The sequence below is a fragment of the Pseudomonas sp. URIL14HWK12:I5 genome (assembly GCF_900176445.1).
Lineage (GTDB): Bacteria > Pseudomonadota > Gammaproteobacteria > Pseudomonadales > Pseudomonadaceae > Aquipseudomonas > Aquipseudomonas monteilii.
In genome coordinates, this window is sequence record NZ_FWXQ01000001.1 from 712,265 (window position 1) to 738,573 (window position 26,309).

Sequence of the window (26,309 nt, forward strand, 5' to 3'; positions counted from 1 at the left end):
CCTCCCCTCCGTGCAAGACATACAGTGTCATTCACTCCTTGTCTGACCAGATTTCCTGGCAGACTACTAACCCGTAAGGAGCATTCATGCGTCATTACGAAATCATCTTCCTGGTTCACCCGGACCAGAGCGAACAAGTCGGCGGCATGGTTGAGCGTTACACCAAGCTGATCGAAGAAGATGGTGGCAAAATCCACCGCCTGGAAGACTGGGGCCGTCGTCAACTGGCCTACGCAATCAACAATGTTCACAAGGCTCACTACGTGATGCTGAACGTTGAGTGCACCGGCAAGGCCCTGGCCGAGCTGGAAGACAACTTCCGCTACAACGATGCCGTTATCCGTAACCTGGTCATCCGTCGCGACGAAGCCGTTACCGGCCAGTCCGAGATGCTGAAGGCTGAAGAGAACCGCAGCGAGCGCCGTGAGCGTCGCGAGCGTCCTGAGCATGCTGACTCCGCCGAAGGCGACGACAGCAATGACAGCGACTCCAGCGATAACGCTGACGAGTAATCCACGGACCTTTAGAGGAGCCTATTAAATGGCACGTTTCTTCCGTCGTCGTAAATTCTGCCGCTTCACTGCTGAAGACGTGAAAGAGATCGACTTCAAAGATCTCAACACCCTGAAAGCTTACGTATCCGAAACCGGCAAGATCGTTCCAAGCCGTATCACCGGTACCAAAGCTCGTTATCAGCGTCAGCTGGCTACCGCTATCAAGCGCGCCCGCTTCCTGGCCCTGCTGCCCTACACCGACAGCCACGGCCGCTGAGACCGGGTCGTCGACAAGCAGTAAGGGATTAGCATGCGAGCGTTAGCAAGTTTCATCATGCGCGGTCGTGTGCAGGCCACCCTGGTGGTGGTCATCAGCGCGGTACTGCCGCTGCTGTTCTGGTTGAGTGCCGCTGCCAGCAGCCTTGTGCTGCTGCGGCGTGGGTTCAAGGATGCTACAACGGTCATCGCCGGCGGCCTGCTGGCCGGGCTGGCCGTGTGGGTCATGGGCGATCCCATCACCTTTCTGGTGATTGCGGGTGCCCTGGCCCTGGCCGCCATGCTGCGTGCCGAGCATCCCTGGAGCCGGGTGTTGCTGGCCAGTGCCGTGTTCGCCGTGGCGTTTAGCCTCGTGCTTGATCTGGCGCTGGCGCAAACCTTCGATGTGCTGGCCAAGGCGTTTGCCGAGGCCATGCCCAAAATCGAAGGGCAACCGGTGCTCTCCGGTGAGCTGATCCGCCCTGTGCTGGTCGCTTCCACAGCAGTGACGGTGCAATTGTTCAGTGTGTTGGCGTTAATGCTGGCGCGCTACTGGCAGGCAGCGTTGTACAACCCTGGAGGCTTCGGTCGCGAGTTTCGCGAACTGAAGTTGCCGAAACAGACCATGGCGGTCTTGGTGGCAGTGATGGTGGTGGCGCCGTTTATCGGCCCGCAGTTCATCATCCTGGCATCGGCTTCCAGCCTGGTTCTGGTGCTGGCCGGCATCGCCTTGATGCACGGGCTGGTGGCACAGGGCCGACTGGCCGGTTTCTGGCTGGTGGGCATGTACGTGACGCTGCCGCTGATCATGCAGCTGATTTATCCGTTGCTGGTGGTTTTGGCCATTGTCGACAGCCTGATTGATTTTCGCGGTCGCAAGTCCCCCAAGGGGAATGACTCCGCGAACGGTGAAGGTTAAAAGTTAAGAGGTTTTACCAAATGGAACTGATCCTGCTGGAAAAAGTCGCTAACCTGGGCAACCTGGGCGACAAAGTAAAAGTTAAGGCTGGTTACGGCCGTAACTTCCTGCTGCCATTCGGCAAGGCCACCGTTGCCAACGCCGCCAACCTGGCTGCGTTCGAAGAGCGTCGCGCCGAGCTGGAAAAAGCAGCCGCTGACAAGAAAGCTTCGGCTGAAAGCCGCGCTGCCCAACTGGCCGAGCTGGAAGTGACCATCACTGCCACCGCTGGCGACGAAGGCAAGCTGTTCGGTTCGATCGGCACCCACGACATCGCTGACGCCCTGACCGCCTCCGGCGTTGAAGTGGCCAAAGCTGAAGTTCGTCTGCCGAACGGCACCATCCGTCAGGTTGGCGAATACGACGTAGCCGTGCACCTGCACAGCGACGTTGAAGCCACCGTACGCGTGGTTGTCGTAGCTGCCTAAGCTGCGCTGACTGGCTGGCTCCTTGCGAGCCGGGCGGTTAACATCGGGCACGGTCCTGTTTTCGACAGGCCGTGCCCTTTGTCTTTTTCATCCTCCAGAATTCTTTCGTGGCCATGAACGAGATCACCACCTCCGAACAGCTAGACCTGCAAACCGCAGCCCTGAAGGTGCCGCCGCATTCCATTGAGGCCGAACAGGCCGTGCTCGGTGGCCTGATGCTGGACAACAACGCCTGGGAGCGGGTGCTGGATCAGGTGTCGGATGGCGACTTCTACCGGCATGACCACCGCCTGATCTTCCGTGCCGTGCACAAGTTGGCCGACGCCAACCAGCCATTCGACGTGGTGACCCTGCATGAGCAACTGGACAAAGAAGGCCTCTCATCGCAAATCGGCGGCTTGGCGTACCTGGCCGAGCTGGCCAAGAACACCCCGTCGGTGGCCAACATCAAGGCCTATGCCGCGATCATTCGCGAGCGGGCCACGTTGCGCCAACTGATCAGCATCAGTACCGACATCGCCGACAACGCCTTCAACCCGCAGGGGCGTAACGCCGAAGAAATCCTCGACGATGCCGAACGGCAGATCTTCCAGATCGCCGAGGCGCGGCCGAAAACCGGCGGCCCGGTCGGCGTCAACGAACTGTTGACCATGGCCATCGACCGTATCGATACGCTGTTCAACTCCGACAGCGATATCACCGGCGTGTCCACCGGCTTTACTGACCTGGATGAAAAAACCAGTGGCCTGCAGGCTGCCGACCTGATCATCGTCGCGGGCCGTCCGTCGATGGGTAAGACCACCTTCGCCATGAACCTGGTGGAAAACGCCGTGCTGCGTACCGACAAGGCAGTGCTGGTGTTCTCCCTCGAAATGCCAGGCGAATCGCTGATCATGCGTATGCTTTCGTCGCTGGGCCGTATCGACCAGACCAAGGTACGTTCCGGCCAGCTGGACGACGATGACTGGCCGCGCCTGACCTCGGCGGTGAACCTGCTCAACGACCGCAAGCTGTTCATCGACGATACCGCCGGTATCAGCCCCTCGGAAATGCGCGCCCGTACCCGTCGGCTGGCCCGTGAGCACGGCGAAATTGCCATGATCATGGTCGACTACCTGCAGTTGATGCAGATTCCGGGGTCGGCCGGCGACAACCGGACCAACGAAATTTCCGAAATCTCCCGCTCGCTCAAGGCCCTGGCCAAGGAATTCAACTGCCCGGTCATCGCCCTGTCGCAGCTGAACCGCTCCCTGGAACAGCGCCCGAACAAACGCCCGGTGAACTCCGACTTGCGTGAATCTGGTGCAATCGAGCAGGACGCCGACGTGATCATGTTCGTGTACCGCGACGAGGTGTACCACCCCGAGACCGAGCACAAGGGCGTGGCCGAAATCATCATCGGTAAGCAGCGTAACGGCCCCATCGGCTTCGTACGCCTGGCGTTCATCGGCAAGTACACCCGCTTCGAAAACCTCGCGCCGGGTATGTACAACTTCGATGACGATGAATAAAGCGCGGTTTAATTAGGCTGCGAATATCTACCGGCTTAACAGGAACTCTGTGGGAGCGGCTCCAGCCGCGAAGAATCCATCGCGGAGGATGCACCGGCTATGCCGGTGTTCGCGGCTAAAGCCGCTCCCACAGGGTGTGCGGTGCGCCTGCTGGCTCAGTGTTCTGAGCGATCTTCGTTCTTGCTTGACTGATGATGCGCCCCTCGCTCAGGGTGATAACCCGGTCAAACCGCGACAACGCGCTCTGATCATGCGTCACGCAGATCAACCCCTTCCCTTGGAATGTTTCGAATAACAGGTCCCAGGTGCGCTCTGCCGACCCGGCATCAAGCCCAGCTGTGGGCTCGTCAAAGAAATTGAATTCGCCGGGCCGGTTAAGCAAGCGTAGCAACGTCAACCTGCGTGCTTCTCCACCCGAAATGGATTCTGCGCGTGCGTCCAGTTCAAGCTCGTACCAGTCTTTGCTTAGCCCCAGGCACTCAAGCCATCGTTCGATTTGAGCGCGATCATGAGCATGCTCGAACAATACCGCCCGGGGCATTGAACCGGGTATGAAGTGCGCATCCTGAGGGCAGAGTCGTAAACTATTGAACTGCTCACGCCCGTCGAGTGCAGCTAGGCACCTGCCGTGCAAGTGAACATGCCTGCGCAACTGGAATACCGTTCCTGCCAGCGCATGCAGAAGTGTGGACTTGCCGCACCCGCTGGGCCCAACCAGCGCAACCCGTTCTCCTGCACGAATTACCAAGGGCTCATCGATCAGCAGTTGCAGCGCGTTTCGAGCGCTGAGTTGGCAGGGGGTAATGCAAAGCCCTGCGTTTTCATCTGAGGGCTCTGCCTTTATGGATTCTGTCGGGCCGAACACCGGAAGTTGCAGCCAGTGTTCGAGCTTGCGTTTGTCGAGCCGGAACTGATCGAGCAATCGCCAGGCTTCCGCCAGTTGTGCAACGCCGGCGAGCAACCCACTCACCAGAGTAAAGAGGGCAACAAGCTCGCCCAGGCTCAGATGCGGTGTTGCCTGGGATTGATCATGGATACCCCACAACAGCAAACCACCACTGCCCAGGCCAATGAACAGGGTGCGCAGGCCCTGTAGCCATCCGCCACTGTAGGCAACCCCTACCGCCGAGTCGGCATAGCCCGATAGTGTCTGGTTGACCGGAATCATTGCGGCATCCTCGGCCTTTTCCAGCTTGACCGTTGACGCGCTGGCGAAGGTGTCAACCCATTGTTCCGCCAGTTCGTCTTCTCGCGAGTTGACTGCTTCGATACGGGGGCGACGCCAGCGCACCAGTCGATCGTTTGTCCACAGATACGCCAAGCTCAAGGGGACGAGGCCGATCAATACCGAGGTAGCCCCGAGGTACGCAAACAGCGCGACCAGCACCACTGCTTCGGCCAAGACCGGCCACGCCGAGCCAATCAGAAAGCCTAGCCACCGCTCCTGGGCCGTTATTCCTCTATCCAGTACCTTTACCAAGGTTCCGCCATGGAGTTGTCCATAAGCCTCGAAACGTTTGTCCAGCAACCCTCGGCACCAGCGCATGGAAAGCTGCTTCACGCGCTCTTGGCAGAGCCGCGCAAGGCACCAGGCTTGTAAAGGGGTCAACGAGGCTTGTAGTGCGACAAGGCATATGAAGGCACCGAGCAGAACGAGAGAAGACGTGGCCGAGGTAGACAGGTTGTCGATAATGTCAGCCAGGATCAGGGCAGGTACGACGGTCGCGACTTTGAGAATTAAGGTCGCGCTCAGGGCGGCGAGGAGGCCTCGGTAAATATGCATATCATTGCCTTATGCCTTTGAATGCGCTCTGCGGCGCGACTGGAATTCCGGACCTTATCAAGTGGAAGCGCTCCAGTCCGGGTATGAAAACTTGTACGACTGTGGCGAGATTGGGGTGCTCATATAGTGTGCGGTAGAATACAGTTTTATTATCCTTGCCCAGGTTGATCAGCGTGCGCTTGATCTGTCCACGTACGCTTAGCTCTATACGAGGTGGATGATATTCAGGCACGTTGTACTTAGGGCATGGGTGCAGAAGTGAGGAAAGTTTTGCCGAGTAGGTGAGCACTTTCTCCGTGGTGAGATCTTCTTGTTTTTCTTTCGGTCCAGAAAGCTGTTCGCACTGCATCTGTTCAGTTACAGCGCGGTACATTGCAATGGATGGATTTATGGAACTTCCCGAGCCGACGCCGCTGAGAGAGCCTTCTTTTTTGCTGCGAGAAATAGCAATGCAAAATGGAACGTCATAGAAATCGTGGGTTAAGTATATATCTAGTTTTTTCGCATGGCAGAGAAGCTTGGTGTCATGTGCAAAAGTCTCTTCCAGGAAAGAATTGGAGGGTCGATAGATTTCTGGGGGTGAGTTCAGCTTGCAAAGCGATAGATAGTACATTGACAAGGCGTGACGTTCGATAGCTTCATTTATGGCGTGTAAGAGAGCTTCGCTCTCGGTGCAGCCAATAGCTGTTCCAGAGTTGCTCGCATATTTTGCAAGGAATCCTGCTGCAGTTTTCTCAATTGCTTTAAGGTTGCTGGAGGAGGGGGCTATCAATATCGCTGGGATTTTTATTTCATTGTGGCTGTCCAATGCGTGAAGTGCAAAATAAGGTATTTTGCAGCTAGGCGGGATAGACTTTAGTAGCCAGTCGTCGAAAGGAGCTATGGATTGTAGGATTTTGTCACTTTCGATGATGTTTGGAATGGCCTTGTCGACGAAGTAATGCTCTAGGCTCTCGGCAAGGGCTCCTAGCTCACAATGCTCCCCCTTTCCTGCTCCGCAAGAGATCTCCCTGTAGGTGCTGTCGTATAAGTGGCATGTGGCGACCAAGTTATTATTTTTTGATAGTTTTGTTTTCGAGTGAAAGCCTAGATGCTGATGTAGCTTTGTCAGGCGGTTGTAGGCTTCTTCTGTGGTCAACTCGCGTTCGGTGATCATCTTTAGCTCCTAGGTCAGGCTAGAAGGGGCAAAGCCCCTTCTGGCTTATTGCTTACAGCATGTTGAGGAAGTCAACCTCGGATTCGGTAAATGTGTAGTTCATCACGCGAGAGATCTGAGGCATGTTGATTTCAGAACGACGACGTCCCATGGCTATTGCTCCTTTAAGGTTGATTTGAGTGCGCTCGTTGCGCAGGGCTTTTGTATCACTTGTTTTTTTCTTGGTTCAAGAGCTGCCCGGAATTTGTTGCGGAAAGCTAGCGTAGGAATTTTTTCTGGTATTCGTAGTTCTATTCCTACAATTTTCCTGCGAGGTAGAAAAATCATCCATTAATTAATGGGTTAACGCTTATGGAGGGTTAAGGGGGATAAATGTTTTGTAAAATACTTAAAGGACTACGACCCTCCAGCAGAGGGGCGGGTCATGATTGGTCTTGGCGAATGTAGTTTTTCTGGTTAATCCCGATCAGGGAACGAATGCTGTGCACCGTAAGCCATTGGGCTTGCTTGATAGTGGCTGTGTACGGGAGGTTTTCGAACCTGCCATTTTTTGTTCTATGTGATGTAGGGGGAGGTGCACGCTGTAAGGCCTCATTGATATATCGCCTGGACGGGCCTTTCGCGGGCAAGACCGCTCCCACTGGTAGGTGCCAGTCGTAGAGTCTGTGGTAATCCAGTGGGTTTACCCACGAGATGCCCGAGAGCAATCTTCGGAGTGGATGGGGTATGTGCGCGAGTTGATCATCACCCGGGTGATGGATGAGAAGCCGATGATGATCTGGGCTACCCATTACCCGAGTGCGATGGCCAAGGCGCTGATGGATGATGCTGAGTTGGGGATGAGGCAGTGAGGGTTTGGCTTCAGGTGGTGTGAGGGCCGCCACGTGTTCGCCACAACATTTTCTGCGCCTATGAAATCGAGCGCCGCCCGCGCGGCGCTCGATGTGGGCGCCACCGCAAACCTCAAGCCAGGCACTTCGCAGCCCGCATCCAATGGTCGCCCCCCCACCAATCCCCACGAAGACAGTCGGATTTGGTCAAAATTTGTGCTATATTCCGCGCCCGCGATTTCCCTGCACACCAGAACCGGTCACTGACATGCAAGCAGCCAAACCACTCTACGACTATCCCAAGTACTGGGCCGAATGCTTCGGGCCAGCACCTTTCCTGCCGATGAGCAGGGAGGAGATGGATCTGCTCGGCTGGGATTCCTGCGACATCATCATCGTGACCGGTGATGCCTACGTCGACCATCCGTCGTTCGGCATGGCCATCATCGGCCGCCTGCTGGAGGCCCAGGGCTTCCGCGTGGGCATCATTGCCCAGCCGAACTGGCAGTCGAAAGACGACTTCATGAAGCTCGGCGAGCCGAACCTGTTCTTCGGTGTGGCCGCGGGCAACATGGACTCGATGATCAACCGCTACACCGCAGACAAGAAGATGCGTTCGGACGATGCCTACACCCCTGGTGGCCTGGCCGGCAGCCGTCCGGACCGCGCCAGCCTGGTGTACAGCCAGCGCTGCAAGGAAGCCTACAAGCACGTGCCGATCGTACTCGGCGGTATTGAAGCTTCGCTGCGCCGGATCGCCCATTACGACTACTGGCAGGACAAGGTCCGCCACTCGATCCTGATCGACGCCAGCGCCGACATCCTGCTGTTCGGAAACGCCGAGCGCGCGGTGGTCGAAGTGGCCCAGCGCCTGTCCAACGGCGAGAAAATCGAAAGCATCACCGACGTGCGCGGCACTGCCTTCGTGCGCCGTGATACCCCGCAAGGCTGGTACGAGATCGACTCCACACGTATCGACCGCCCAGGCCGCGTGGACAAGATCATCAACCCGTACGTGAACACCCAGGACACCCAGGCCTGCGCGATCGAGCAGGCCAAGGGCGACCAGGAAGACCCGAACGAAGCCAAGGTGGTGCAGATTCTCGACAGCCCGAGCGTGACCCGTGAAAAATCGGTGATCCGCCTGCCGTCGTTCGAAAAGGTGCGTAACGACCCGGTTCTCTACGCCCACGCCAACCGCGTGCTGCACCTGGAGACTAACCCGGGCAACGCCCGCGCCCTCGTGCAGAAGCACGGCGAAGTGGATGTGTGGTTCAACCCGCCGCCCATCCCCATGAGCACCGAAGAAATGGACTACGTGTTCGGCATGCCGTACGCCCGTGTGCCGCACCCGGCCTATGGCAAGGAGCGCATCCCGGCCTACGAGATGATCCGTTTCTCGGTGAACATCATGCGTGGCTGCTTCGGTGGCTGCACCTTCTGCTCGATCACCGAGCACGAGGGCCGCATCATCCAGAACCGCTCGCACGAGTCGATCCTGAATGAAATCGAAGAGATGCGCGACAAGGTGCCGGGCTTCACCGGCGTGGTCTCCGACCTTGGTGGCCCGACTGCCAACATGTACCGCATCGCCTGCAAGAGCCACGATATCGAGAAGCACTGCCGCAAGCCGTCGTGCGTGTTCCCCGGCATCTGCGAAAACCTCAACACCGACCACAGCTCGTTGATCGAGCTGTACCGCAAGGCCCGTGCCTTGCCGGGTGTGAAGAAGATCCTGATCGCCTCGGGCCTGCGTTACGACCTGGCCGTCGAGTCGCCGGAGTACGTGAAGGAGCTGGTTACCCACCATGTGGGCGGTTACCTGAAGATTGCCCCGGAGCACACCGAGCGTGGCCCGCTGGACAAGATGATGAAGCCGGGCATCGGCACCTACGACCGCTTCAAGCGCATGTTCGAGAAGTTCTCGAAAGAGGCGGGCAAGGAACAGTACCTGATCCCGTACTTCATCGCCGCGCACCCGGGCACCACTGACGAAGACATGATGAACCTGGCCCTGTGGCTGAAGGGTAACGGCTTCCGCGCCGACCAGGTGCAGGCGTTTTACCCGTCGCCGATGGCTTCGGCCACGGCCATGTATCACTCGGGCAAGAACCCGCTGCGCAAGGTGACCTACAAGAGCGAAGGGGTGGAGATCGTCAAGAGCGACGAGCAGCGCCGCCTGCACAAGGCGTTCTTGCGCTACCACGACCCGAAAGGCTGGCCGATGCTGCGTGAGGCGCTGCAGCGCATGGGCCGTGCCGACCTGATCGGGCCGGGCAAGCACCAGTTGATCCCGCTGCACCAGCCGCAGACCGATACCTACCAGAGCGCACGCCGCAAAAACTCGACGCCGGCGGGCAGCCACAAGGTGGGCAAGGATCAGAAGATCCTTACCCAGCACACCGGCCTGCCACCGCGTGCCAGCGATGGCAGCAAGCCGTGGGACAAACGCGAGAAGGCCAAGGCCGAGGCGTTTGCGCGTAACGAGAAGGCGGCCAAAGAGCGCAAGGAAGCAGCCAAGGGTGGCAAGGGCAACAAGAAGCCGCGTCAGCCAGTGATCCCGCGCTGATTGATGAATTTCGGGGCTGCAAATCAGCCCCGAAATCTCAAGGTCAATCAGGCTTCTTGTCGACCCACTTCGGCGCCACCGGCGCAATGAAGCTGTCCATGCCATCCAGCAGTTCATCCGGCTGCTGCGCCAGCAGCAACATCGCCCGATGTTGCTGCCGCACAAAGCCTTCTTCGACGATATGGTCGAGGAACCCGCCCAGCTTGTCGTAGAAGCCGTTCACATCGAGCAGCCCCAGCGGCTTGGCGTGATAGCCCAGTTGCCCCCAGGTCCATACCTCGAACAATTCTTCCAGCGTACCCAGCCCACCCGGCAAGGCGATGAAGGCATCGCTCAGCTCGGCCATGCGTGCCTTGCGCGCGTGCATGCCATCGACCACTTCCAGGCGCGTCAGGCCTTTGTGGCCGACTTCAGCGTCCAGCAGGCTTTGCGGGATGATGCCGACCACCTCGCCACCTGCTGCCATGGCCGCGTCGGCCACCACGCCCATCAGGCCCACGGCGCCGCCGCCATACACCAGGGTCAGCCCACGGCGGGCAATGGCCTGGCCGAGCGCGACGGCAGCTTCACGGTAAGCAGGGTTGGCGCCAATGCTGGCACCACAGAACACACAAACGGAACGTACGGGCATTGCTCATCTCCTGTCACTCAGGTGCACAGGGTACGGCGCATGCCCGTTGCTTCCAAGGCCGCGTTCATTCCGGGCGGGAGAATTCGCAGATGGCGCCGGTAGCCCCGTGGGCATAGGCGGCGAGCAGGCTATTGAGGAAGGCAGAGATGGGCATTTGGTATTGCTCCTAAATGAGAGGTTGTCCCATCGTCTAATAAAAGGGCATGATGTGCCCTTAGATTGGTTGTATACAATCCATTGAACAATTCTACTGGCTGGCCTCTTGACACCCCCTTGACCCATATCAGCAAGGGGCTGAACGGTTTCAGGCAGTCTCGCAATTGATAAAACCCTGCCAAGGAGATTCATGATGTTTGCGAAAGCTGTAGCGGTATCCCTGCTGACCCTCGCCAGCGCCTCTGTCTTCGCCGCCGAGTGCTCGGTAACTGTCGACTCGACCGACCAGATGTCCTTCAACACCAAGGAAATCACCGTCGACAAGAGCTGCAAGGAATTCACCGTCAAACTGACCCACTCGGGCAACCTGCCGAAGAACGTGATGGGCCACAATCTGGTGATCAGCAAGACTGCCGACATGCAGGGCATTGCTACCGAAGGCATGAGCCAGGGCCTGGACAAGGACTACATCAAGGCTGACAACGCCGCGATCATCGCTCACACCAAGATGATCGGTGCGCCTGAGAAAGAAACCGAAGTGAAGTTCGACGCTACCAAGCTGGAAGCCGGTGGTGACTACAGCTTCTTCTGCACCTTCCCGGGCCACATCTCGATGATGAAGGGCAAGGTCGTCGTCAAGTAAGCGGGTAAGGGGCCGCAAGGCGGCCCCTTAGCTTCAAGGGGCGAACGGCAGTTCGCGCTTGTGCTGGGTCTTGCGGTAGGTGGCAACGATTATGTCGAATGCCGCCTGATCAACCGGCTGACCATGCAGGAAGGCATCGATCTGCTGGTAGGTCACGCCATGGGACGCTTCGTCCGGCTTGCCCGGCGCCAGGTCTTCAAGGTCTGCGGTCGGCACCTTCTCCACCAGTGACTCCGGCGCACCAAAGCTGCGCGCAATGGCCCGTACCTGGTTTTTCACCAGCCCGCTCAGCGGCGCCAGGTCGCAGGCACCATCACCAAACTTGGTAAAGAAGCCCATTACCGCCTCGGCGGCGTGGTCGGTACCGATCACCAGGCCCGCACGTGCGCCGGCAATGGTGTACTGGGCGACCATGCGCGTACGCGCCTTGACGTTGCCCACCACGAAATCCACCAGGGTTGGCGAGCCATTCTTCAGTTCTACAACCTCAGCGGCCAGCGCCCTCACTGCCGGGGCAATGTCGACGGTGTGCACTTCATCGGCCTTGATCACGTCCAGGCAGGCCTGGGCGTCATGCTCGTCATGCTGCACCTGGTACGGCAGGCGCACGGCAATGAAGGTGTAGGCCTTGTCGCCGGTCTCGGCGCGCAACTCGTTGATGGCGCGCTGGGCGAGCAGGGCGGCGGTCAGCGAGTCGACGCCACCGCTGATGCCCAGCACCAGGGTCTTGAGCCGGGCGTTGGCCAGGCAGTCCTTGATGAACGCCACGCGCCGGGCGACTTCGGCCTCAAGCGCGGCAGTGTCGGCGAACGGCGGCTGTACCTTCAGTGCCTGTGCAATCTCTTGCTGAACCGCTTGCATGGGTTACTCCTTGCTGGGGACTTTGAATACGTGGCGCAGGTAGGCGACGAAGTTCTCGTCGCGGCATTGGGTCTTGGCGGCTTCGTCCGAGATCTTGGCCACTGGCGCGCCGTTGCAGTCGGTCATTTTAAGCACGATGCTCATCGGGGCCACACCCGGGATGTCGCAGGTCAGGTTGGTGCCGATGCCAAAACTGACGTTGATGCGACCGCGCAGGGCACGGAAGATTTCCAGCGAACGGGTGAGGTTGAGGCCATCGGAAAACACCAGGGTCTTGGTCATCGGGTCGATACCCAGTTTCTGGTAGTGGGCAATGGCTTTCTCGGCCCAGGCCACCGGTTCACCGGAGTCGTGGCGCAGGCCGTCGAAGAGCTTGGCAAAGTACAGGTCGAAATCGCCAAGGAAGGCATCCATGGTGATGCAGTCGGTAAGGGCGATGCCGAGCAGCCCGCGGTATTCGCGCACCCAGCAGTCCAGCGCGGCGATCTGGCTGTCGATCAGGCGTGGGCCGAGTTGCTGGTGGGCCATGATCCATTCATGGGCCATGGTGCCCAGTGGCTTGATATCCAGTTTCCATGCCAGGTCGACGTTGCTGGTGCCGACGAAGCGGCCCGGGAAGTCGTCGCGCAGTACCCGCACCACGTCTTCCTGCACACGGCTGGAAAAGCGCCGCCGGGTCCCGAAGTCGGCTACCTGCAGTTCGGCCAGTTCATCGTCACTGGCATGCGCGCGCAGCCAGTCGAACTTGCGGTACAGCTGGTCGCGGGCCTCAGCCAGGCGCATGCGTGGGTGAAGGTGGCGGTTGCGCACTTCGCTGACGATGGCCAGCAGCGGTACTTCGAACAGAATCACATGCAGCCACGGGCCTTTCAGGCGCAGGAACAGCTGGTCGTTTTCGATGCCGATGCGCACGTAGCGCAGGTTGAAGCGAAACAACCGCAGAAAACGCAGGAAGTCGGGCTTGAGGAAGCTGATGCGCTCGAGGAAGGCCGGCTGGCCATCATCCAGGGTGAGGTCGCTGAGCAGTTCGAGCTGGTGGCGGATCTCGCCAAGATAAGGGCGCAGGTCCTCACCGTTGCGGCAGCGGAATTCCCATTCGACGTCGGCGTCCGGGTAGTTGTGCAGCACACCCTGCATCATGGTGAGTTTGTAGAAGTCGGTGTCGAGCAGGTTGTGCACGATGCGCTCGGCGAATGCGCTCTCGCTCATCAAGTGGGGCTCCGGAAGCGGCGAATGGCGGACATTGTGCCAGCCTTTTGGGCTTGTTGTGTCCGGGCTTGCCCGCGAAGAGGCCGGAACAGCCAAAACAGAGGTGTTTTTCCGTGCACCGGCTAGCCTTGAAACGGTGCCGCCTGTAGCAGTCGCGCACCAGCGGTGTGCAGTTCGGTGACGTCCGCTGTTACAGGCCGGTTGCACGTTAACACTTGGCGGGGTTGCAATGATGGCACCGGGCGGTTGCTCCTTGTCTGTACGTGTGGTGGCGCCTGCCGCGTGGCAGACGGTTGCACGCTCAATAAAGAAAAGGCCGCCGGTCGCCTGCTGGCGCCTAGCACAGTGTGTTTTCCCGGAAGACAAACCCTATGGCACGGCCCTTGCTCTGAGCACAGGGTTGAGAAGTTGTAGTGCCAACCAAAAAAAACTCTAGGAGCACCACCTCATGTCGCAGACGTTTTACAAGAAAGGTTTCCTGGCTCTGGCCGTAGCTACGGCCCTAGGTGTTTCTTCGTATGTTCAGGCCGACGTCAAGATCGGTGTAGCGGGCCCAATGACCGGGGCTAACGCCGCGTTTGGCGAGCAGTACATGAAAGGTGCGCAGGCAGCGGCCGACAAGATCAACGCCGCCGGTGGCGTCAACGGCGAGAAAATCGTCCTGGTCAAAGGCGATGACGCCTGCGAACCGAAGCAGGCCGTGGCCGTGGCCAACCGCCTGGCCGATCAGGACAAAGTGATCGGCGTGGTGGGGCACTTCTGTTCTTCCAACACCATTCCAGCCTCTGAGGTGTATGACGAAGCGGGCATCATTGCCATTACCCCGGGCTCGACCAACCCACAAGTGACCGAGCGCGGCCTCAGTGCCATGTTCCGCATGTGCGGCCGTGACGACCAGCAGGGTATCGTCGCCGGCGACTACATCGTTGACGTGCTCAAGGGCAAGAAAGTCGCGGTGCTGCACGACAAGGACACCTATGGCCAGGGCCTGGCCGACGCGACCAAGGCGCAACTGGAAAAACGCGGCGTGAAGCCTGTGCTGTACGAAGGCCTGACCCGCGGCGAGAAAGACTTCAGCGCCGTGGTCACCAAGATCCGCTCCACCGGTGCCGACGTGGTCTACTTCGGCGGCCTGCACCCAGAGGCTGGCCCGCTGGTCCGCCAACTGCGCGAGCAGGGCCTGAAAGACGTCAAGTTCATGTCCGATGACGGCATCGTCACCGACGAACTGGTGTCCACCGCTGGCGGCGCGCAGTACGTCGATGGCGTGTACATGACCTTCGGCGCCGACCCGCGCCTGCTGCCCGACAGCAAAGCGGTGGTAGAGGAGTTCCGCAAGGCCGGTACCGAACCTGAAGGTTACACCCTGTACGCCTACGCCTCGCTGGAAGCCCTGGCGGCTGCATTCAACGGCGCCAAGTCGAACAAGGGCGAAGACGCGGCCAAGTGGCTCAAGGCCAACCCGGTCAAGACGGTGATGGGCGAGAAGAAGTGGGACAGCAAGGGTGACCTCACCGTGTCCGACTACGTGGTCTACCAGTGGGATAAAGACGGTAAATACCACCAGCTGGAAAAACAAAAATAACAACGGCCCACGGCCCGGGCTGATGCTCGGGCCCAAGCCCCGCGGTACCTGTCTTTATTCGTAGATCTGCACAGTTCTGCGCTGCGAGGGCCCCGCACCGGTGGCCCGCGCCGTGGTCGGCGCTCGTGCAATCTCAATCAGGTGAGATTGCGTTATGGATGGTATTTTCCTGCAGCAACTGGTCAACGGCCTGACCCTCGGGTCGGTCTATGGCCTGATCGCCATCGGCTACACAATGGTCTATGGCATTATCGGCATGATCAACTTCGCGCACGGCGAGGTGTACATGATCTCCGCCTACCTGGCGGCGATCAGCCTGGCATTGCTGGCTTACTTCGGTATCGAGTCGTTCCCCCTGCTGATGCTGGGCACGCTGTTGTTCACCATCGTCGTTACGGGCGTATACGGCTTCACCATCGAGCGCATCGCTTACAAACCCCTGCGTAACTCTACCCGCCTGGCACCGCTCATCAGCGCCATCGGCATTTCGCTGATCCTGCAAAACTATGCACAGATCAGCCAGGGTGCCCGCCAGCAAGGTGTTCCAACCTTGCTTGAAGGTGCCATGCGTGTCGAAGTCGGCACCGGCTTCGTGCAACTGACCTACACCAAGATCTTCATTCTGGTGGCCGCCTTCGTCGGCATGGGCCTGCTCACCTACGTAATCAAGTACACCAAGCTCGGCCGCATGTGCCGCGCCACCCAGCAAGACCGCAAGATGGCCTCGATCCTGGGCATCAACACCGACCGGGTGATCTCCTACGTGTTCGTCATCGGCGCAGTCATGGCCGCGCTGGCCGGCGTGCTGATCACCATGAACTACGGCACCTTCGACTTCTACGCCGGCTTCATCATCGGCATCAAGGCGTTCACCGCCGCCGTGCTCGGTGGTATAGGCTCGCTGCCTGGCGCCATGCTCGGCGGGATCATCCTGGGTATTTCCGAGTCGCTGTTCTCTGGCCTGATCAACTCCGACTACAAGGACGTGTTCAGCTTCTCGCTGCTGGTGATGATCCTTATCTTCCGCCCACAAGGCCTGCTGGGTCGCCCGCTCGTGGCTAAGGTGTGAACATGTCCGTTGCCAAAACTGCCGCTGTTACCGAAACCAAGGGTTTCGACCTTAAACGCAGCCTGCTGGAGACCATCGTCGCCGGCCTGCTGGCACTCATTGTGTTTGGCCCGGTCGTCGGCGTGGTGCTCGACGGCTACAGCTTCAATGCCGAGCCGCGGCGCGTGGCCTGGCTGGTGGGCGGGGTGATGCTGGGGCGCTTCCTGCTCAGCCTGTACCTGCAGACCGCCGCTGGCACGCGCATGCTCCAGGGCTTTGAAAGCGGTGGCTCGGGCGTGCATGTGAACGCACCGGACTACAAGTCGCGCTTGCGTTACATCATCCCCGCGCTGATCGTGATTGCCATTGTGTTCCCGGTGTTTGCCAACAAGTACCTGCTGACCGTGGTCATCCTTGGGCTGATCTACGTGTTGCTGGGCCTTGGCCTTAACATCGTGGTCGGCCTGGCCGGCCTGCTCGACCTGGGCTACGTGGCGTTCTATGCCATTGGTGCCTACGGGTTGGCGCTGGGCTACCAGTATTTGGGCCTGGGCTTCTGGAGCGTGCTGCCGCTGGCGGCGATTGCCGCAGCACTGGCGGGGTGCATTCTCGGCTTCCCGGTGCTGAGGATGCACGGTGACTACCTGGCGATCGTGACCTTGGGCTTTGGCGAAATCATCCGCCTGGTGCTGAACAACTGGCTGTCGTTCACCGGTGGCCCCAACGGCATGCCGGCGCCGTCGCCAACCTTCTTCGGCCTGGAGTTCGGCCGTCGGGCCAAGGACGGCGGCGTACCGATCCACGAGTTCTTCGGCTTCGATTACAACGCCAACCTCAAGTTCGTGTTCATCTACGCGGTGCTGTTCATCGTCGTGCTGGCGGTGCTCTACATCAAGCACCGCCTGACCCGCATGCCGGTCGGCCGGGCCTGGGAAGCACTGCGTGAAGACGAGATCGCCTGCCGTTCGATGGGCCTGAACCACGTACTGGTCAAGCTGTCGGCCTTTACCCTGGGTGCTTCCACTGCCGGCCTGGCCGGGGTGTTCTTTGCCACTTACCAGGGCTTCGTCAACCCGTCGTCGTTCACCTTCTTCGAGTCGGCGCTGATCCTCGCCATCGTCGTGCTGGGTGGCATGGGCTCGACCGTGGGCGTGGTGATTGCTGCATTCGTGCTGACCGTTGCGCCGGAACTGCTGCGCAGCTTCTCCGAATACCGGGTACTGCTGTTCGGCGTACTGATGGTGCTGATGATGATCTGGCGACCGCGTGGGCTGATCCGCATCAGCCGTACCGGTGTGACCCCGCGTAAAGGAGTGGCGCCATGAGCGACGATATCATTCTCTCGGTCGACAACCTGATGATGCAGTTCGGTGGCATCAAGGCGCTCAGCGACGTCAGCCTCAAGGTCAAGCGCAACCAGATCTTCGCCCTGATCGGCCCCAATGGCGCGGGCAAGACCACGGTGTTCAACTGCCTGACCGGTTTCTACAAGGCCAGCGGCGGGCGCATCGAGCTGAACGTTCGCGGCAGCCACACCAACGTCATCCAGCTGCTGGGCGAGCGCTTCCAGGCGGCGGACTTCGTGTCGCCGGCGCGCTTTGCCAACCGGCTGTACTACAAGATGTTCGGCGGCACTCACCTGGTCAACCGCGCAGGCCTGGCCCGTACCTTCCAGAACATTCGCCTGTTCAAGGAAATGTCGGTGGTGGAAAACCTGCTGGTGGCCCAGCACATGTGGGTCAACCGCAACCTGCTGGCCGGGGTGCTCAACACCAAGGCCTACCGCAAGGCCGAGAGTGATGCGCTGGACCACGCCTTCTACTGGCTGGAAGTGGTCGACCTGGTCGACTGCGCCAACCGCCTGGCCGGCGAGCTGTCGTACGGTCAGCAGCGTCGCCTGGAGATTGCCCGGGCCATGTGTACGCGGCCCAAAGTCATCTGCCTGGATGAACCGGCAGCAGGCCTGAACCCGCAGGAAACCGAGGCACTCAGCCGCATGATCCGCGTGCTGCGTGACGAGCACGACATCACCGTGGTGCTGATTGAGCACGACATGGGCATGGTCATGAGCATTTCCGACCATATCGTGGTGCTGGACCACGGCAACGTGATTGCCGAAGGCGCCCCGCAAGACATCCGCCACAACCCGACGGTGATCGCCGCCTACCTGGGTGCAGACGAAGAGGAACTGGTATGAGTGCGCCCATTCTCGAACTGAAGGACCTGGACGTGTTCTATGGGCCGATCCAGGCGCTGAAAAAGGTGTCGATGCACATCAACGAAGGTGAGACGGTCAGCCTGATTGGTGCCAACGGTGCGGGCAAGTCGACCCTGTTGATGTCTATTTTCGGCCAGCCTCGGGCAGCGTCGGGGCACATCGTTTATCGCGGCACCGACATCACCCGCAAGTCGTCGCACTACATCGCCTCCAACGGCATCGCTCAGTCGCCGGAAGGGCGCCGGGTGTTCCCTGACATGACCGTCGAGGAGAACCTGATGATGGGCACCATCCCCATCGGCGACAAGCATGCCGACGAAGACATGCAGCGCATGTACGAGCTGTTCCCGCGCTTGAAGGAGCGGCGTAACCAGCGGGCCATGACCATGTCCGGGGGTGAGCAGCAGATGTTGGCCATTGCCCGGGCGCTGATGAGCCGGCCGAAGCTGCTGCTGCTGGATGAGCCGTCGCTGGGGCTGGCGCCGATTGTGGTCAAGCAGATCTTCTCGACCTTGCGCGAGCTGGCCAAGAGCGGGATGACCATCTTTCTGGTGGAGCAGAACGCCAACCATGCGCTGAAGCTGTCGGACCGGGCGTATGTGATGGTCAACGGGCAGATCCGCATGACCGGGACCGGGCAGGAGTTGCTGGTCAACGAAGAGGTGCGTAACGCCTACCTTGGCGGGCACTGAGTTTCATTCGGGGCCGCTGAGCGGCCCATTCTCAATGTGGACAACTTGCCACGGACCTGTCTCCACATACCCCGGTTTCCTTCCTGGCCCCATCTTTCCACAGGCCGGATCTTTTCCACGGATAATGTGGAACCGCCTGTGGAAAACATGGTGGCATCTCGCTCAATCCCTTTGATACCAAGCCCTGCACAGGGTTGATCGTTTTTTGATCAGGCGCTCTTTGTGGATGATTTTTCAAGGTTTTTCAAAGCCCTGCAAGGACTTGGATGTCGCTGAAAAGCCTGTGGATAACTCTGTGAAGAAACGTTGGACAGACCGCTGCAGGCGGCATGCTTGAAAGCCTTGCGCCATCACTCAAAAGATATCCAACGACCACCTGTCGCTGAAAGGGTTCCGCACCGTGGACAAGTTGCCCCCAATCCGTGGGGAAAGCCTTGTGGATAACATGCGCATAGCTGGCGCCGGGCCCTCTGCTGCAAGGGTTTGCCGTAGATGAACAAAAAATGAACAGCCGCCAGACTGGCTTGCTGCCAGCGCCCGGCGCGGGCATGCTGCAAAGCTGCCATGACAACCTACCGTGAGGAACAGAGCATGACGTCCACCGTATTCATCACTGGCGCCACGTCCGGTTTCGGCGAGGCCACCGCCCGCCGCTTTGCCGAGGCCGGCTGGAAACTGGTGCTCACTGGCCGTCGCAAGGAGCGCCTGGACGCCCTGTGCGCGGAACTGTCGGCCAAGACCGAAGTGCATGGCCTGGTGCTGGACGTACGTGACCGCAAGGCCATGGAACAGGCCATCGCCACCCTGCCGGCCGGTTTCGACAAGCTGCGCGGCCTGGTGAACAACGCTGGCCTGGCGCTGGGCGTGGACGCAGCGCAGAACTGCAGCCTGGACGACTGGGAAACCATGGTCGACACCAACATCAAGGGCCTGATGTACACCACCCGCCTGCTGCTGCCACGCCTGATCGCCCACGGCCGAGGTGCATCGATCCTCAACGTGGGTTCTGTGGCGGGCAACTACCCGTACCCGGGCAGCAACGTGTATGGCGGCACCAAGGCCTTTGTCGGCCAGTTCTCGCTGAGCCTGCGCTGCGACCTGCGCGGCACGGGTGTGCGCGTGAGCAATATCGAGCCGGGCCTGTGCGAGAGCGAGTTCTCGCTGGTGCGCTTCGGCGGTGACCAGGCCAAGTACGACGCTACCTATGCCGGTGCGGAGCCGATCCAGCCGCAGGACATTGCCGAGACCATCTTCTGGATCCTCAACCAGCCGGCGCACATCAACATCAACAGCCTGGAGCTGATGCCGGTGAGCCAGGATTGGGCAGGGTTCTCCATCGACCGTACGGTCAAGGGTTAGATTTGATGGCCTATTCGCGGGTAAACCCGCTCCCACAGGGCTTGTGCAATACCTGTGGGAGCGGGTTTACCCGCGAAAGCGTCAGCTCAGGCGCTGCAAACCTTCCAGGCAGGTCGCCAAGTGGTAGGGCGTAGTCGAAGGCATATCATGCCGGCTGACATTACCTTCCCCATCCCGGCATTCATACCAGCCCGCTTCCCGCAGGAACCGCGCTTCCAGCGCCTGCATCTGGGTAGCCAATTTCGCCTCACCCGCCTCACGTAGCACCAGCGCTCGCAGGTACTCCGCCTGCGCCCAGATCCGCTGGGTGGCGTCGATCACCTTGCCCTCCACATCCAGCATCGCCAATACCGCCCCTTCTTTCACCCCGTATTGCTCGGCAAAGCCGAATGCCCGGTCGATGGACGCATGCAGCGGCGTATCACGCAGCAGCGGCGAGGTATGCAGCAGGTAGAACCACTCGAACTGGTGCCCCGGCTCAAACCAGTTATCCACAGCCCCGCGTGGCTTTTCCAGCATCAGGCCGTGGGCCGGTTCGATGAAGTGTGTTTGCAGTGCCTCGCACAGTTGCAGCAGCGACTGTTGGGTATGCCCGTCATCACGCACCGCCAGCACTTGCAGGAACGCTTCGGCCAGGTGCATCTGCGGGTTCTGCAGCGGGCCGCTGCCCAGGTCGGCCCAGTCTTCGCCCAGGCTGGCTTCGTACAGGCCGTCGTCACGGGCGAACTGCTGATCGATGATGTCCAGCGCGGCGTTCAGGGTGGACTCGACCAGGTTTTCGCGTACCTTGCCCCAGTAGTGCGCGCAGGCGAAGACGATGAATGCGTGGGTGTACAGATCCTTTCGGCTGTCCAGCGGTTTGCCCTGGGCATCGATGCTGTAGAACCAGCCACCGTGCTCGGCGTCGTGGAAGTGCTTTTGCAGCGAGCGGAACAAGGCGGCTGCGCGCTCGGCTGCGCCCGGTTGGCCGATACGGCTGCTGAACAGGTACAGCTGGCGTGCGCAGGCCATGGCCCGGTAGCGCTGCACTGGCAATGGCTGATGCTGATTGTCCAGCGCCTCGTAGGGCAGGGCCATGTCGGCATTCCAGCCCGGGCCTTGCCACAGCGGTACGATGCGCTCGGCGAAGTGCTGGTTGAAACGGGCCAGTTCGGGCAGGGTGTGGCGGGGGTTGGACATGTCGGCGCTCGTCGCTGTCGGGCAGGGCGCCATGGTAGCAGAACTAGGGTTGTGGGTTGCCCAGCCCTTGCCAATGCCGCGCCCCGACAAAGATGAAGCGCAATTGCTGGGTGATTTTTTCCTGCGGCGTCAGTGCCTGTGGATAACCCGGTTCCGGGCTGTCGATAAGCTCTGGCAGGGTGGCAAACACCGTTTTCACCACCAAGTCGGCCATCACCGCCAGCGCGGCGCTGTCCAGGTGCTGCCAGCGTTTCATGCGCGCAAGGTCGGTGGCCAGGTCGTCGCTGATGTCCTGGCGCAGGCGGGCAATGGCTTGGCGCACGGCTTGTGAACCTCCGTACTGCTCGCGGGCCAGGAACAGGAACTGCGCGCGGTGGGCGGCCACCACGTCGAGGAAGATGCGCACCGAGGCGTCGGTGATGCCGCCCAGTTCGAATTCGTTTTGCCGTACCAGGCGGATGGTCTGACGGAAGGTTGTGTCGATTTCGGCCACCAGGGCCAGGCCCAAGGCGTCCATGTCGGAAAAATGCCGGTAGAACCCGGTGGGCACGATGCCTGCCGTCTTGGCCACTTCACGCAGGCTGATACTGCCGAACCCCCGGCCGCTCTCCATCAGCAGGCAGGCGGCATCGAGCAGGGCCTGGCGGGTCTGTAGCTTCTGTTCGGCGCGCGGCAGCATGGTGCGGGCTTCTGTGACGGTAAGGCTGGGCACTCTAGTTAAAAAAACAAAGCCCGGTCAATGACCGGGCCTGGAGGGGAGCAAGCGTTGTGACATGAGTTGTTCTTTTCGACCATGGCGATCAGCTCACACGGCTGAGTTCAACCAGGCGATCCGAACCACCTTCAGCGACGCGGCCACTGCGTTCGATCAGGCGATCAGAACCACCTTCGGCGACGCGACCACTGCGTTCGATCAGGCGATCAGAGCCACCTTCGGCGACGCGACCACTGCGTTCGATCAGGCGATCAGAGCCACCTTCGGCGACGCGACCACTGCGTTCGATCAGGCGATCAGAGCCACCTTCGGCGACGCGACCACTGCGTTCGATCAGGCGATCAGAACCACCTTCAGCGACGCGACCACTGCGTTCGATCAGGCGATCAGAGCCACCTTCGGCGACGCGGCCACTGCGTTCGATCAGGCGATCAGAGCCACCTTCGGCGACGCGGCCACTGCGTTCGATCAGGCGGTCAGAACCACCTTCGGCTACGGTTTTCAGCGGTTGGGCGATTTCGGCAGCGCTGGAGCGCGATTCAGCGGTCAGGTGTTGTTCGGCGGCTGGCAGGGCAAACGCGTTGGCAGCCAGGATGGACAGGGTCAGGGTCAGCAGATGACGTTTCATGATTTCGGTGCTCCTCTCGGGGGCTGGAAAGTGGGTACGGAGCCAATGCTACGCCGCGTAACGCCAGAGAGAAGTTCATACGGGTAATGGTAACAATCGACCGCATTGATAGAGGTGGGAAACGGCTCTATTCCGTACCTTGCAGGGATAGGCGCGGCGAGTTTCCCCTGCTGCGGGCGGGTAACAGGTAGGGCCTGGCGCGACAAATTGCTGAGCAAAAGGCCAGGAAAAACTTCGCTATCATGGCGCCATCGATAAAACCCTGCGGGTTTTCATCAGTCCCAGATATCAAGTGCCACCGCTGCGCCCGTTTTGTGCCATGCCGCAAGGAGAACCCCGCAATGACGCGTCCCGCCAGAATTCTCGTCTGGACCCTCACCAGCCTGCTGACACTGCTGGCGATCCTGGTGGTTGTGATTGCCACCTTTGACTGGAACCGCGTCAAGCCGCTGCTGAACGAGAAGGTGTCCGAGGCCCTGCACCGGCCTTTTGCGATCAATGGCAACCTTGCCGTCCAGTGGCATACCGAGCCCGAAGAAGGTGGCTGGCGTGCCTGGGTGCCATGGCCGCACTTCATCGCCGAAGACCTGACGTTGGGCAACCCCGACTGGCTCAAGGAGCCGAAGATGGTCGGCCTGGAGCGTGTCGAGTTCCGCCTGGCGCCGCTGCCGTTGCTGTTCCAGCAGATCAGCATCCCGCGCATCAACCTCACCAAACCGACGGCCAGCCTCACCCGCCTGGCCGATGGCCGGGCCAACTGGACCTTTGACCTCGGGCCAAAAGACGAAAACGCAGAACCTTCAAAATGGCAGCTGGACATCGGCGCCATCGGTTTCGACCAAGGTAATGTCAGCTTCGACGACCAGACCCTGCAAACCAGCATGAAGGTGCAGATCGACCCGCTGGGCAAACCGATCCCGTTCAGCGACATCGTCGGCAAGGCCAGCGCCGAAAAAGTCGGTGGTGCCCAGGACTACGCCTTCGGGCTCAAGGCCCAGGGCCGCTACAAGGGCCAGCCGGTGTCCGGCACCGGCAAAATCGGCGGCCTGTTGGCATTACAGGACGCCAGCCAGCCGTTCCCGCTGCAGGCCGACGTGCGGATTGCCGATACCCATGTGGTGCTCGCCGGCACCCTGACCGATCCACGCAACCTCGGCGCCCTCGACCTGCGCCTGCGCTTGTCCGGCGCCAGCCTGGGTAACCTCTATCCATTGACCGGCGTGACCCTGCCAGACACCCCGGCCTACTCCACTGACGGCCGCCTCAACGCCAACCTGCACGCGGCGCAAGGGGCGACATTCAACTATCAGGGCTTCAACGGCAAGATCGGTGACAGCGATATTCACGGTGACCTGGCCTTCGTCGCCAGCCAGCCACGGCCCAAGTTGTCCGGCAACCTGGTTTCGAACCAGTTGCTGTTCAAGGACCTGGCACCGCTGATCGGCGCCGACTCCAACGCCGAACAGAAGGCCCGTGGCGGTGCCAGCAAGCAGCCGACGGGCAAGGTGCTGCCGGTGGAAGAGTTCCGCACCGAGCGTTGGCGCGCCATGGACGCGGATGTCACCTTTGCCGGCAAGCGCATCGTGCACAGCGCGCAACTGCCGTTCAATGACTTGTCGGCCCACGTGATTCTGGAAGACGGCCTGCTGCGTCTGGAGCCCCTGCGGTTTGGCGTGGCGGGCGGCAACCTGGCCTCGAAGATCCGCCTGGACGGGCGCAACGTGCCATTGCAGGGGCGTGCCCAGCTGACTGCACGTGGTTTCAAGCTCAAGCAACTGTTCCCTTCCTTTGCACCGATGCAGACCAGCTTTGGCGAGCTGAACGGTGATGCCGACATCAGCGGCCGTGGCAACTCGGTAGCGGCTTTGCTGGGCACGGCCAATGGTGACCTGCGCATGCTGATCAACGATGGCGCCATCAGTCGCAGCTTGATGGAGATTGCCGGTTTGAACGTGGGCAACTACGTGGTCGGCAAACTGTTTGGTGACGAGGATGTGAAGATCAATTGCGCGGCGGCAGATGTGGGGATCAAGGATGGCCTGGCCACAACGCGCCTGTTCATCTTCGATACCGAGAACGCCATCATCTACATCAACGGCACGGCCAATTTCGCCAGCGAGCAGTTGGACTTGAAGATCACGCCGGAATCGAAAGGGCTGCGGCTGTTCTCGCTGCGATCGCCGCTGTATGTGCGCGGGCCGTTTGCCAAGCCCAGTGCCGGGGTGCAGGCGTTGCCGCTGGCGCTACGCGGTGCGGGAATGGTGGCGCTCGGTGTCGTGGCCGGGCCGGCGGCGGGGTTGCTGGCGCTGATTGCGCCCAGCAGTGGGGATGATCCCAACCAGTGCACGCCGCTGTTGCAGCAGATGAAGGCGGGCAAGGCGCCGGCTGCGGTGAAAGGCAAGAAATGATAGGGGGCCGCGTTGCGGCCCAATCGCCGGCAAGCCGGCGATTGGCTGCAGAGCAGCCCCTTGCGATTACAGCCCTTGTAGCAGATCGGACATATCGTCCGCGTGCTCTTCTTCCTGCGCCAGGATGTCCTCGAAGATGCGCCGCGTAGTCGGGTCTTTATCGCCGATGTACTGAATGATCTCGCGGTAGCTATCAATGGCAATTCGCTCCGCCACCAGATCCTCCAGCACCATCTCCTTCAATGAATTACCCGCGACATATTGGGCATGGGAATTCTTGCTCAGGTTATCCGGGTTGAAATCTGGCTCCCCGCCCAGCTGCACGATGCGCTCCGCCAGTTTGTCGGCATGCTCGGCTTCTTGGTTGGCATGCTCCAGAAACTCGCTGGCCGCCACACTGGCCTTGATGCCGCTGGCCATGAAGTAGTGGCGCTTGTAGCGCAGCACGCAGACCAGCTCGGTGGCCAGTGACTCGTTCAGCAGGCGCAGGATCTCCGTGCGGTCGGCGTTGTAGCCCTCGGTCACCGCGCCTTGCTCGACATGCTGGCGGGCACGCTCGCGCAGGGTTTGCACATCGGTCAGTTCAACGTTGCTCATGGTTATCTCCAGACGGGTCAGGACGGTAGATCAGGGTGGGACTCAGGCGCCATGCAAGGCGTCGCTGTCCTCTTGGCGTTGTTTGCAGGTTTTGAAGCCCTTGGCGTCGACATGGCCGGTGGCGTCGAAGCGCACGTAGTAGGGCTGCTGTTTGCCGTCGCGGTTGAGGATGTAGTCGTTGCAGGTGCCCCCGTGCGGCAGGTCGATTACGTTCGACGGGCTGCCGCCGATGGCGATGACCTTCTGCATGGTCATGCCGTGTTCCACTTGCTTGACCAGTGGTTCGTCGCGGTAGGTGACGTAGTCCACCGGGTTTTCCGGGCGGCTGCCGCAGGCGGCCAGGGTGGCACTTGCCAGAAGGATTGCCAGGGTCTGCTTGTACATGGTCCCGCTCCT

At 60.3% G+C, this 26,309-nt stretch carries 25 protein-coding genes; 15 read left to right on the plus strand and 10 right to left on the minus strand.

Translation table 11 applies throughout. The features are described from left to right. Positions 1 to 86: 86 nt before the first annotated feature. The 5 genes from rpsF to dnaB all read left to right on the plus strand — a co-directional run bounded on the left by rpsF (position 87) and on the right by dnaB (position 3,646). A complete protein-coding gene (rpsF, locus tag B9A31_RS03270) occupies positions 87 to 512 on the plus strand; it encodes a 30S ribosomal protein S6 (protein WP_003249557.1) in 426 nt (141 codons plus the stop codon). Between the two features lie 28 nt (positions 513 to 540). Further along, positions 541 to 771, plus strand: a complete 231-nt coding sequence (rpsR, locus tag B9A31_RS03275) for a 30S ribosomal protein S18 (RefSeq protein WP_003249563.1) — start codon at positions 541 to 543, stop codon at positions 769 to 771. Between the two features lie 33 nt (positions 772 to 804). Beyond that, complete coding sequence (locus B9A31_RS03280) at positions 805 to 1,668, plus strand: hypothetical protein (protein WP_019098921.1); 864 nt, start codon at positions 805 to 807, stop codon at positions 1,666 to 1,668. A 20-nt stretch (positions 1,669 to 1,688) separates the two neighbouring features. Continuing rightward, entirely contained in the window at positions 1,689 to 2,135 is a 447-nt protein-coding gene (rplI, locus tag B9A31_RS03285) for a 50S ribosomal protein L9 (RefSeq protein ID WP_003249568.1), read from the plus strand. A gap of 113 nt (positions 2,136 to 2,248) precedes the next feature. Next, positions 2,249 to 3,646, plus strand: a complete 1,398-nt coding sequence (gene dnaB, locus B9A31_RS03290) for a replicative DNA helicase (protein ID WP_025752446.1) — start codon at positions 2,249 to 2,251, stop codon at positions 3,644 to 3,646. Positions 3,647 to 3,761: 115 nt separating this feature from the next. Here dnaB and B9A31_RS03295 read toward each other — a convergent pair whose 3' ends face one another. Both B9A31_RS03295 and B9A31_RS03300 read right to left on the minus strand, forming a co-directional pair. After that, a complete protein-coding gene (locus B9A31_RS03295; protein ID WP_025752448.1) occupies positions 3,762 to 5,429 on the minus strand; it encodes an ATP-binding cassette domain-containing protein in 1,668 nt (555 codons plus the stop codon). A 1-nt stretch (position 5,430) separates the two neighbouring features. After that, the gene (locus tag B9A31_RS03300; protein ID WP_019098919.1) at positions 5,431 to 6,585 is read right to left on the minus strand and encodes a YcaO-like family protein; all 1,155 of its coding nucleotides are present in this window, start codon (positions 6,583 to 6,585) and stop codon (positions 5,431 to 5,433) included. A 647-nt stretch (positions 6,586 to 7,232) separates the two neighbouring features. Between B9A31_RS03300 and B9A31_RS27380 the strand changes: the two genes are divergently transcribed. Beyond that, complete coding sequence (locus B9A31_RS27380; RefSeq protein ID WP_025752451.1) at positions 7,233 to 7,436, plus strand: DUF3077 domain-containing protein; 204 nt, start codon at positions 7,233 to 7,235, stop codon at positions 7,434 to 7,436. Between the two features lie 247 nt (positions 7,437 to 7,683). Next, positions 7,684 to 9,984, plus strand: a complete 2,301-nt coding sequence (locus tag B9A31_RS03315; RefSeq protein ID WP_025752453.1) for a YgiQ family radical SAM protein — start codon at positions 7,684 to 7,686, stop codon at positions 9,982 to 9,984. Between the two features lie 43 nt (positions 9,985 to 10,027). Here the strand turns inward: B9A31_RS03315 and B9A31_RS03320 are convergent, their stop codons facing one another. Next, positions 10,028 to 10,615, minus strand: a complete 588-nt coding sequence (locus tag B9A31_RS03320; protein ID WP_025752455.1) for an LOG family protein — start codon at positions 10,613 to 10,615, stop codon at positions 10,028 to 10,030. Between the two features lie 349 nt (positions 10,616 to 10,964). Here B9A31_RS03320 and azu point away from each other — a divergent pair, with 349 nt between their 5' ends. Further along, on the plus strand, positions 10,965 to 11,414 hold the full coding sequence (gene azu, locus B9A31_RS03325) for an azurin (RefSeq protein WP_025752457.1): 450 nt from the start codon (positions 10,965 to 10,967) through the stop codon (positions 11,412 to 11,414). Positions 11,415 to 11,447: 33 nt separating this feature from the next. Here azu and nadE read toward each other — a convergent pair whose 3' ends face one another. Next, entirely contained in the window at positions 11,448 to 12,275 is an 828-nt protein-coding gene (gene nadE, locus B9A31_RS03330) for an ammonia-dependent NAD(+) synthetase (protein ID WP_019098913.1), read from the minus strand. Between the two features lie 3 nt (positions 12,276 to 12,278). Continuing rightward, complete coding sequence (pncB, locus tag B9A31_RS03335; protein WP_019098912.1) at positions 12,279 to 13,484, minus strand: nicotinate phosphoribosyltransferase; 1,206 nt, start codon at positions 13,482 to 13,484, stop codon at positions 12,279 to 12,281. A gap of 448 nt (positions 13,485 to 13,932) precedes the next feature. Here pncB and B9A31_RS03340 point away from each other — a divergent pair, with 448 nt between their 5' ends. The 6 genes from B9A31_RS03340 to B9A31_RS03365 all read left to right on the plus strand — a co-directional run bounded on the left by B9A31_RS03340 (position 13,933) and on the right by B9A31_RS03365 (position 20,386). Further along, positions 13,933 to 15,069, plus strand: coding sequence for a branched-chain amino acid ABC transporter substrate-binding protein (locus tag B9A31_RS03340; protein ID WP_025752459.1), 1,137 nt, complete (start codon positions 13,933 to 13,935; stop codon positions 15,067 to 15,069). Positions 15,070 to 15,223: 154 nt separating this feature from the next. Then, positions 15,224 to 16,138, plus strand: coding sequence for an ABC transporter permease subunit (locus B9A31_RS03345; RefSeq protein ID WP_019098910.1), 915 nt, complete (start codon positions 15,224 to 15,226; stop codon positions 16,136 to 16,138). 2 nt (positions 16,139 to 16,140) lie between these two features. Beyond that, positions 16,141 to 17,442, plus strand: a complete 1,302-nt coding sequence (gene livM / locus B9A31_RS03350; protein WP_016712245.1) for a high-affinity branched-chain amino acid ABC transporter permease LivM — start codon at positions 16,141 to 16,143, stop codon at positions 17,440 to 17,442. Beyond that, entirely contained in the window at positions 17,439 to 18,314 is an 876-nt protein-coding gene (locus B9A31_RS03355; protein WP_025752462.1) for an ABC transporter ATP-binding protein, read from the plus strand. Before livM ends, B9A31_RS03355 begins: the two co-directional genes overlap by 4 nt. Beyond that, the gene (locus tag B9A31_RS03360) at positions 18,311 to 19,027 is read left to right on the plus strand and encodes an ABC transporter ATP-binding protein (protein WP_016712243.1); all 717 of its coding nucleotides are present in this window, start codon (positions 18,311 to 18,313) and stop codon (positions 19,025 to 19,027) included. The genes B9A31_RS03355 and B9A31_RS03360 overlap by 4 nt, the downstream gene beginning before the upstream one ends. Positions 19,028 to 19,618: 591 nt before the next feature. After that, positions 19,619 to 20,386 carry an SDR family oxidoreductase gene (locus B9A31_RS03365; protein ID WP_016712242.1) on the plus strand — a complete coding sequence of 256 codons (768 nt, stop codon included), beginning with the start codon at positions 19,619 to 19,621 and terminating at the stop codon, positions 20,384 to 20,386. Between the two features lie 81 nt (positions 20,387 to 20,467). Here B9A31_RS03365 and B9A31_RS03370 read toward each other — a convergent pair whose 3' ends face one another. From B9A31_RS03370 to B9A31_RS03380, 3 genes are all read right to left on the minus strand, one after another. Then, positions 20,468 to 21,565: an AGE family epimerase/isomerase gene (locus B9A31_RS03370; protein ID WP_019098908.1), complete on the minus strand. Its 1,098-nt coding sequence runs from the start codon at positions 21,563 to 21,565 to the stop codon at positions 20,468 to 20,470. Between the two features lie 43 nt (positions 21,566 to 21,608). Beyond that, positions 21,609 to 22,244 carry a TetR family transcriptional regulator gene (locus B9A31_RS03375; protein WP_019098907.1) on the minus strand — a complete coding sequence of 212 codons (636 nt, stop codon included), beginning with the start codon at positions 22,242 to 22,244 and terminating at the stop codon, positions 21,609 to 21,611. A 121-nt stretch (positions 22,245 to 22,365) separates the two neighbouring features. After that, positions 22,366 to 22,908, minus strand: a complete 543-nt coding sequence (locus B9A31_RS03380; RefSeq protein WP_028698492.1) for a hypothetical protein — start codon at positions 22,906 to 22,908, stop codon at positions 22,366 to 22,368. Between the two features lie 341 nt (positions 22,909 to 23,249). Between B9A31_RS03380 and B9A31_RS03385 the strand changes: the two genes are divergently transcribed. Then, positions 23,250 to 25,316, plus strand: a complete 2,067-nt coding sequence (locus tag B9A31_RS03385) for an AsmA family protein (protein WP_019096787.1) — start codon at positions 23,250 to 23,252, stop codon at positions 25,314 to 25,316. Between the two features lie 66 nt (positions 25,317 to 25,382). On the opposite strand, the gene B9A31_RS03390 is transcribed toward B9A31_RS03385, so the two are convergent. Together B9A31_RS03390 and osmE are read right to left on the minus strand one after the other, a co-directional pair. After that, positions 25,383 to 25,913, minus strand: coding sequence for a ferritin-like domain-containing protein (locus tag B9A31_RS03390; RefSeq protein WP_016712237.1), 531 nt, complete (start codon positions 25,911 to 25,913; stop codon positions 25,383 to 25,385). Positions 25,914 to 25,955: 42 nt separating this feature from the next. Beyond that, the gene (gene osmE, locus B9A31_RS03395; protein WP_016712236.1) at positions 25,956 to 26,297 is read right to left on the minus strand and encodes an osmotically-inducible lipoprotein OsmE; all 342 of its coding nucleotides are present in this window, start codon (positions 26,295 to 26,297) and stop codon (positions 25,956 to 25,958) included. Between the last annotated feature and the right edge of the window lie 12 nt (positions 26,298 to 26,309).

Bases quoted from the DNA above. Each gene is read 5' to 3' on its own strand.
- B9A31_RS03385 (WP_019096787.1), top strand. From the start codon at position 23,250: ATGACGCGTCCCGCCAGAATTCTCGTCTGGACCCTCACCAGCCTGCTG.
- B9A31_RS03280 (WP_019098921.1), top strand. From the start codon at position 805: ATGCGAGCGTTAGCAAGTTTCATCATGCGCGGTCGTGTGCAGGCCACC.
- B9A31_RS03320 (WP_025752455.1), bottom strand. From the start codon at position 10,615: ATGCCCGTACGTTCCGTTTGTGTGTTCTGTGGTGCCAGCATTGGCGCC.
- rpsF (WP_003249557.1), top strand. From the start codon at position 87: ATGCGTCATTACGAAATCATCTTCCTGGTTCACCCGGACCAGAGCGAA.
- B9A31_RS03300 (WP_019098919.1), bottom strand. From the start codon at position 6,585: ATGATCACCGAACGCGAGTTGACCACAGAAGAAGCCTACAACCGCCTG.
- B9A31_RS03355 (WP_025752462.1), top strand. From the start codon at position 17,439: ATGAGCGACGATATCATTCTCTCGGTCGACAACCTGATGATGCAGTTC.
- B9A31_RS03345 (WP_019098910.1), top strand. From the start codon at position 15,224: ATGGATGGTATTTTCCTGCAGCAACTGGTCAACGGCCTGACCCTCGGG.
- B9A31_RS03375 (WP_019098907.1), bottom strand. From the start codon at position 22,244: ATGCTGCCGCGCGCCGAACAGAAGCTACAGACCCGCCAGGCCCTGCTC.
- B9A31_RS03315 (WP_025752453.1), top strand. From the start codon at position 7,684: ATGCAAGCAGCCAAACCACTCTACGACTATCCCAAGTACTGGGCCGAA.
- B9A31_RS03340 (WP_025752459.1), top strand. From the start codon at position 13,933: ATGTCGCAGACGTTTTACAAGAAAGGTTTCCTGGCTCTGGCCGTAGCT.
- B9A31_RS03370 (WP_019098908.1), bottom strand. From the start codon at position 21,565: ATGTCCAACCCCCGCCACACCCTGCCCGAACTGGCCCGTTTCAACCAG.
- B9A31_RS03295 (WP_025752448.1), bottom strand. From the start codon at position 5,429: ATGCATATTTACCGAGGCCTCCTCGCCGCCCTGAGCGCGACCTTAATT.
- dnaB (WP_025752446.1), top strand. From the start codon at position 2,249: ATGAACGAGATCACCACCTCCGAACAGCTAGACCTGCAAACCGCAGCC.
- nadE (WP_019098913.1), bottom strand. From the start codon at position 12,275: ATGCAAGCGGTTCAGCAAGAGATTGCACAGGCACTGAAGGTACAGCCG.
- rpsR (WP_003249563.1), top strand. From the start codon at position 541: ATGGCACGTTTCTTCCGTCGTCGTAAATTCTGCCGCTTCACTGCTGAA.
- pncB (WP_019098912.1), bottom strand. From the start codon at position 13,484: ATGAGCGAGAGCGCATTCGCCGAGCGCATCGTGCACAACCTGCTCGAC.
- B9A31_RS03390 (WP_016712237.1), bottom strand. From the start codon at position 25,913: ATGAGCAACGTTGAACTGACCGATGTGCAAACCCTGCGCGAGCGTGCC.
- azu (WP_025752457.1), top strand. From the start codon at position 10,965: ATGTTTGCGAAAGCTGTAGCGGTATCCCTGCTGACCCTCGCCAGCGCC.
- B9A31_RS03380 (WP_028698492.1), bottom strand. From the start codon at position 22,908: ATGAAACGTCATCTGCTGACCCTGACCCTGTCCATCCTGGCTGCCAAC.
- osmE (WP_016712236.1), bottom strand. From the start codon at position 26,297: ATGTACAAGCAGACCCTGGCAATCCTTCTGGCAAGTGCCACCCTGGCC.
- B9A31_RS03360 (WP_016712243.1), top strand. From the start codon at position 18,311: ATGAGTGCGCCCATTCTCGAACTGAAGGACCTGGACGTGTTCTATGGG.
- B9A31_RS03365 (WP_016712242.1), top strand. From the start codon at position 19,619: ATGACGTCCACCGTATTCATCACTGGCGCCACGTCCGGTTTCGGCGAG.
- livM (WP_016712245.1), top strand. From the start codon at position 16,141: ATGTCCGTTGCCAAAACTGCCGCTGTTACCGAAACCAAGGGTTTCGAC.
- rplI (WP_003249568.1), top strand. From the start codon at position 1,689: ATGGAACTGATCCTGCTGGAAAAAGTCGCTAACCTGGGCAACCTGGGC.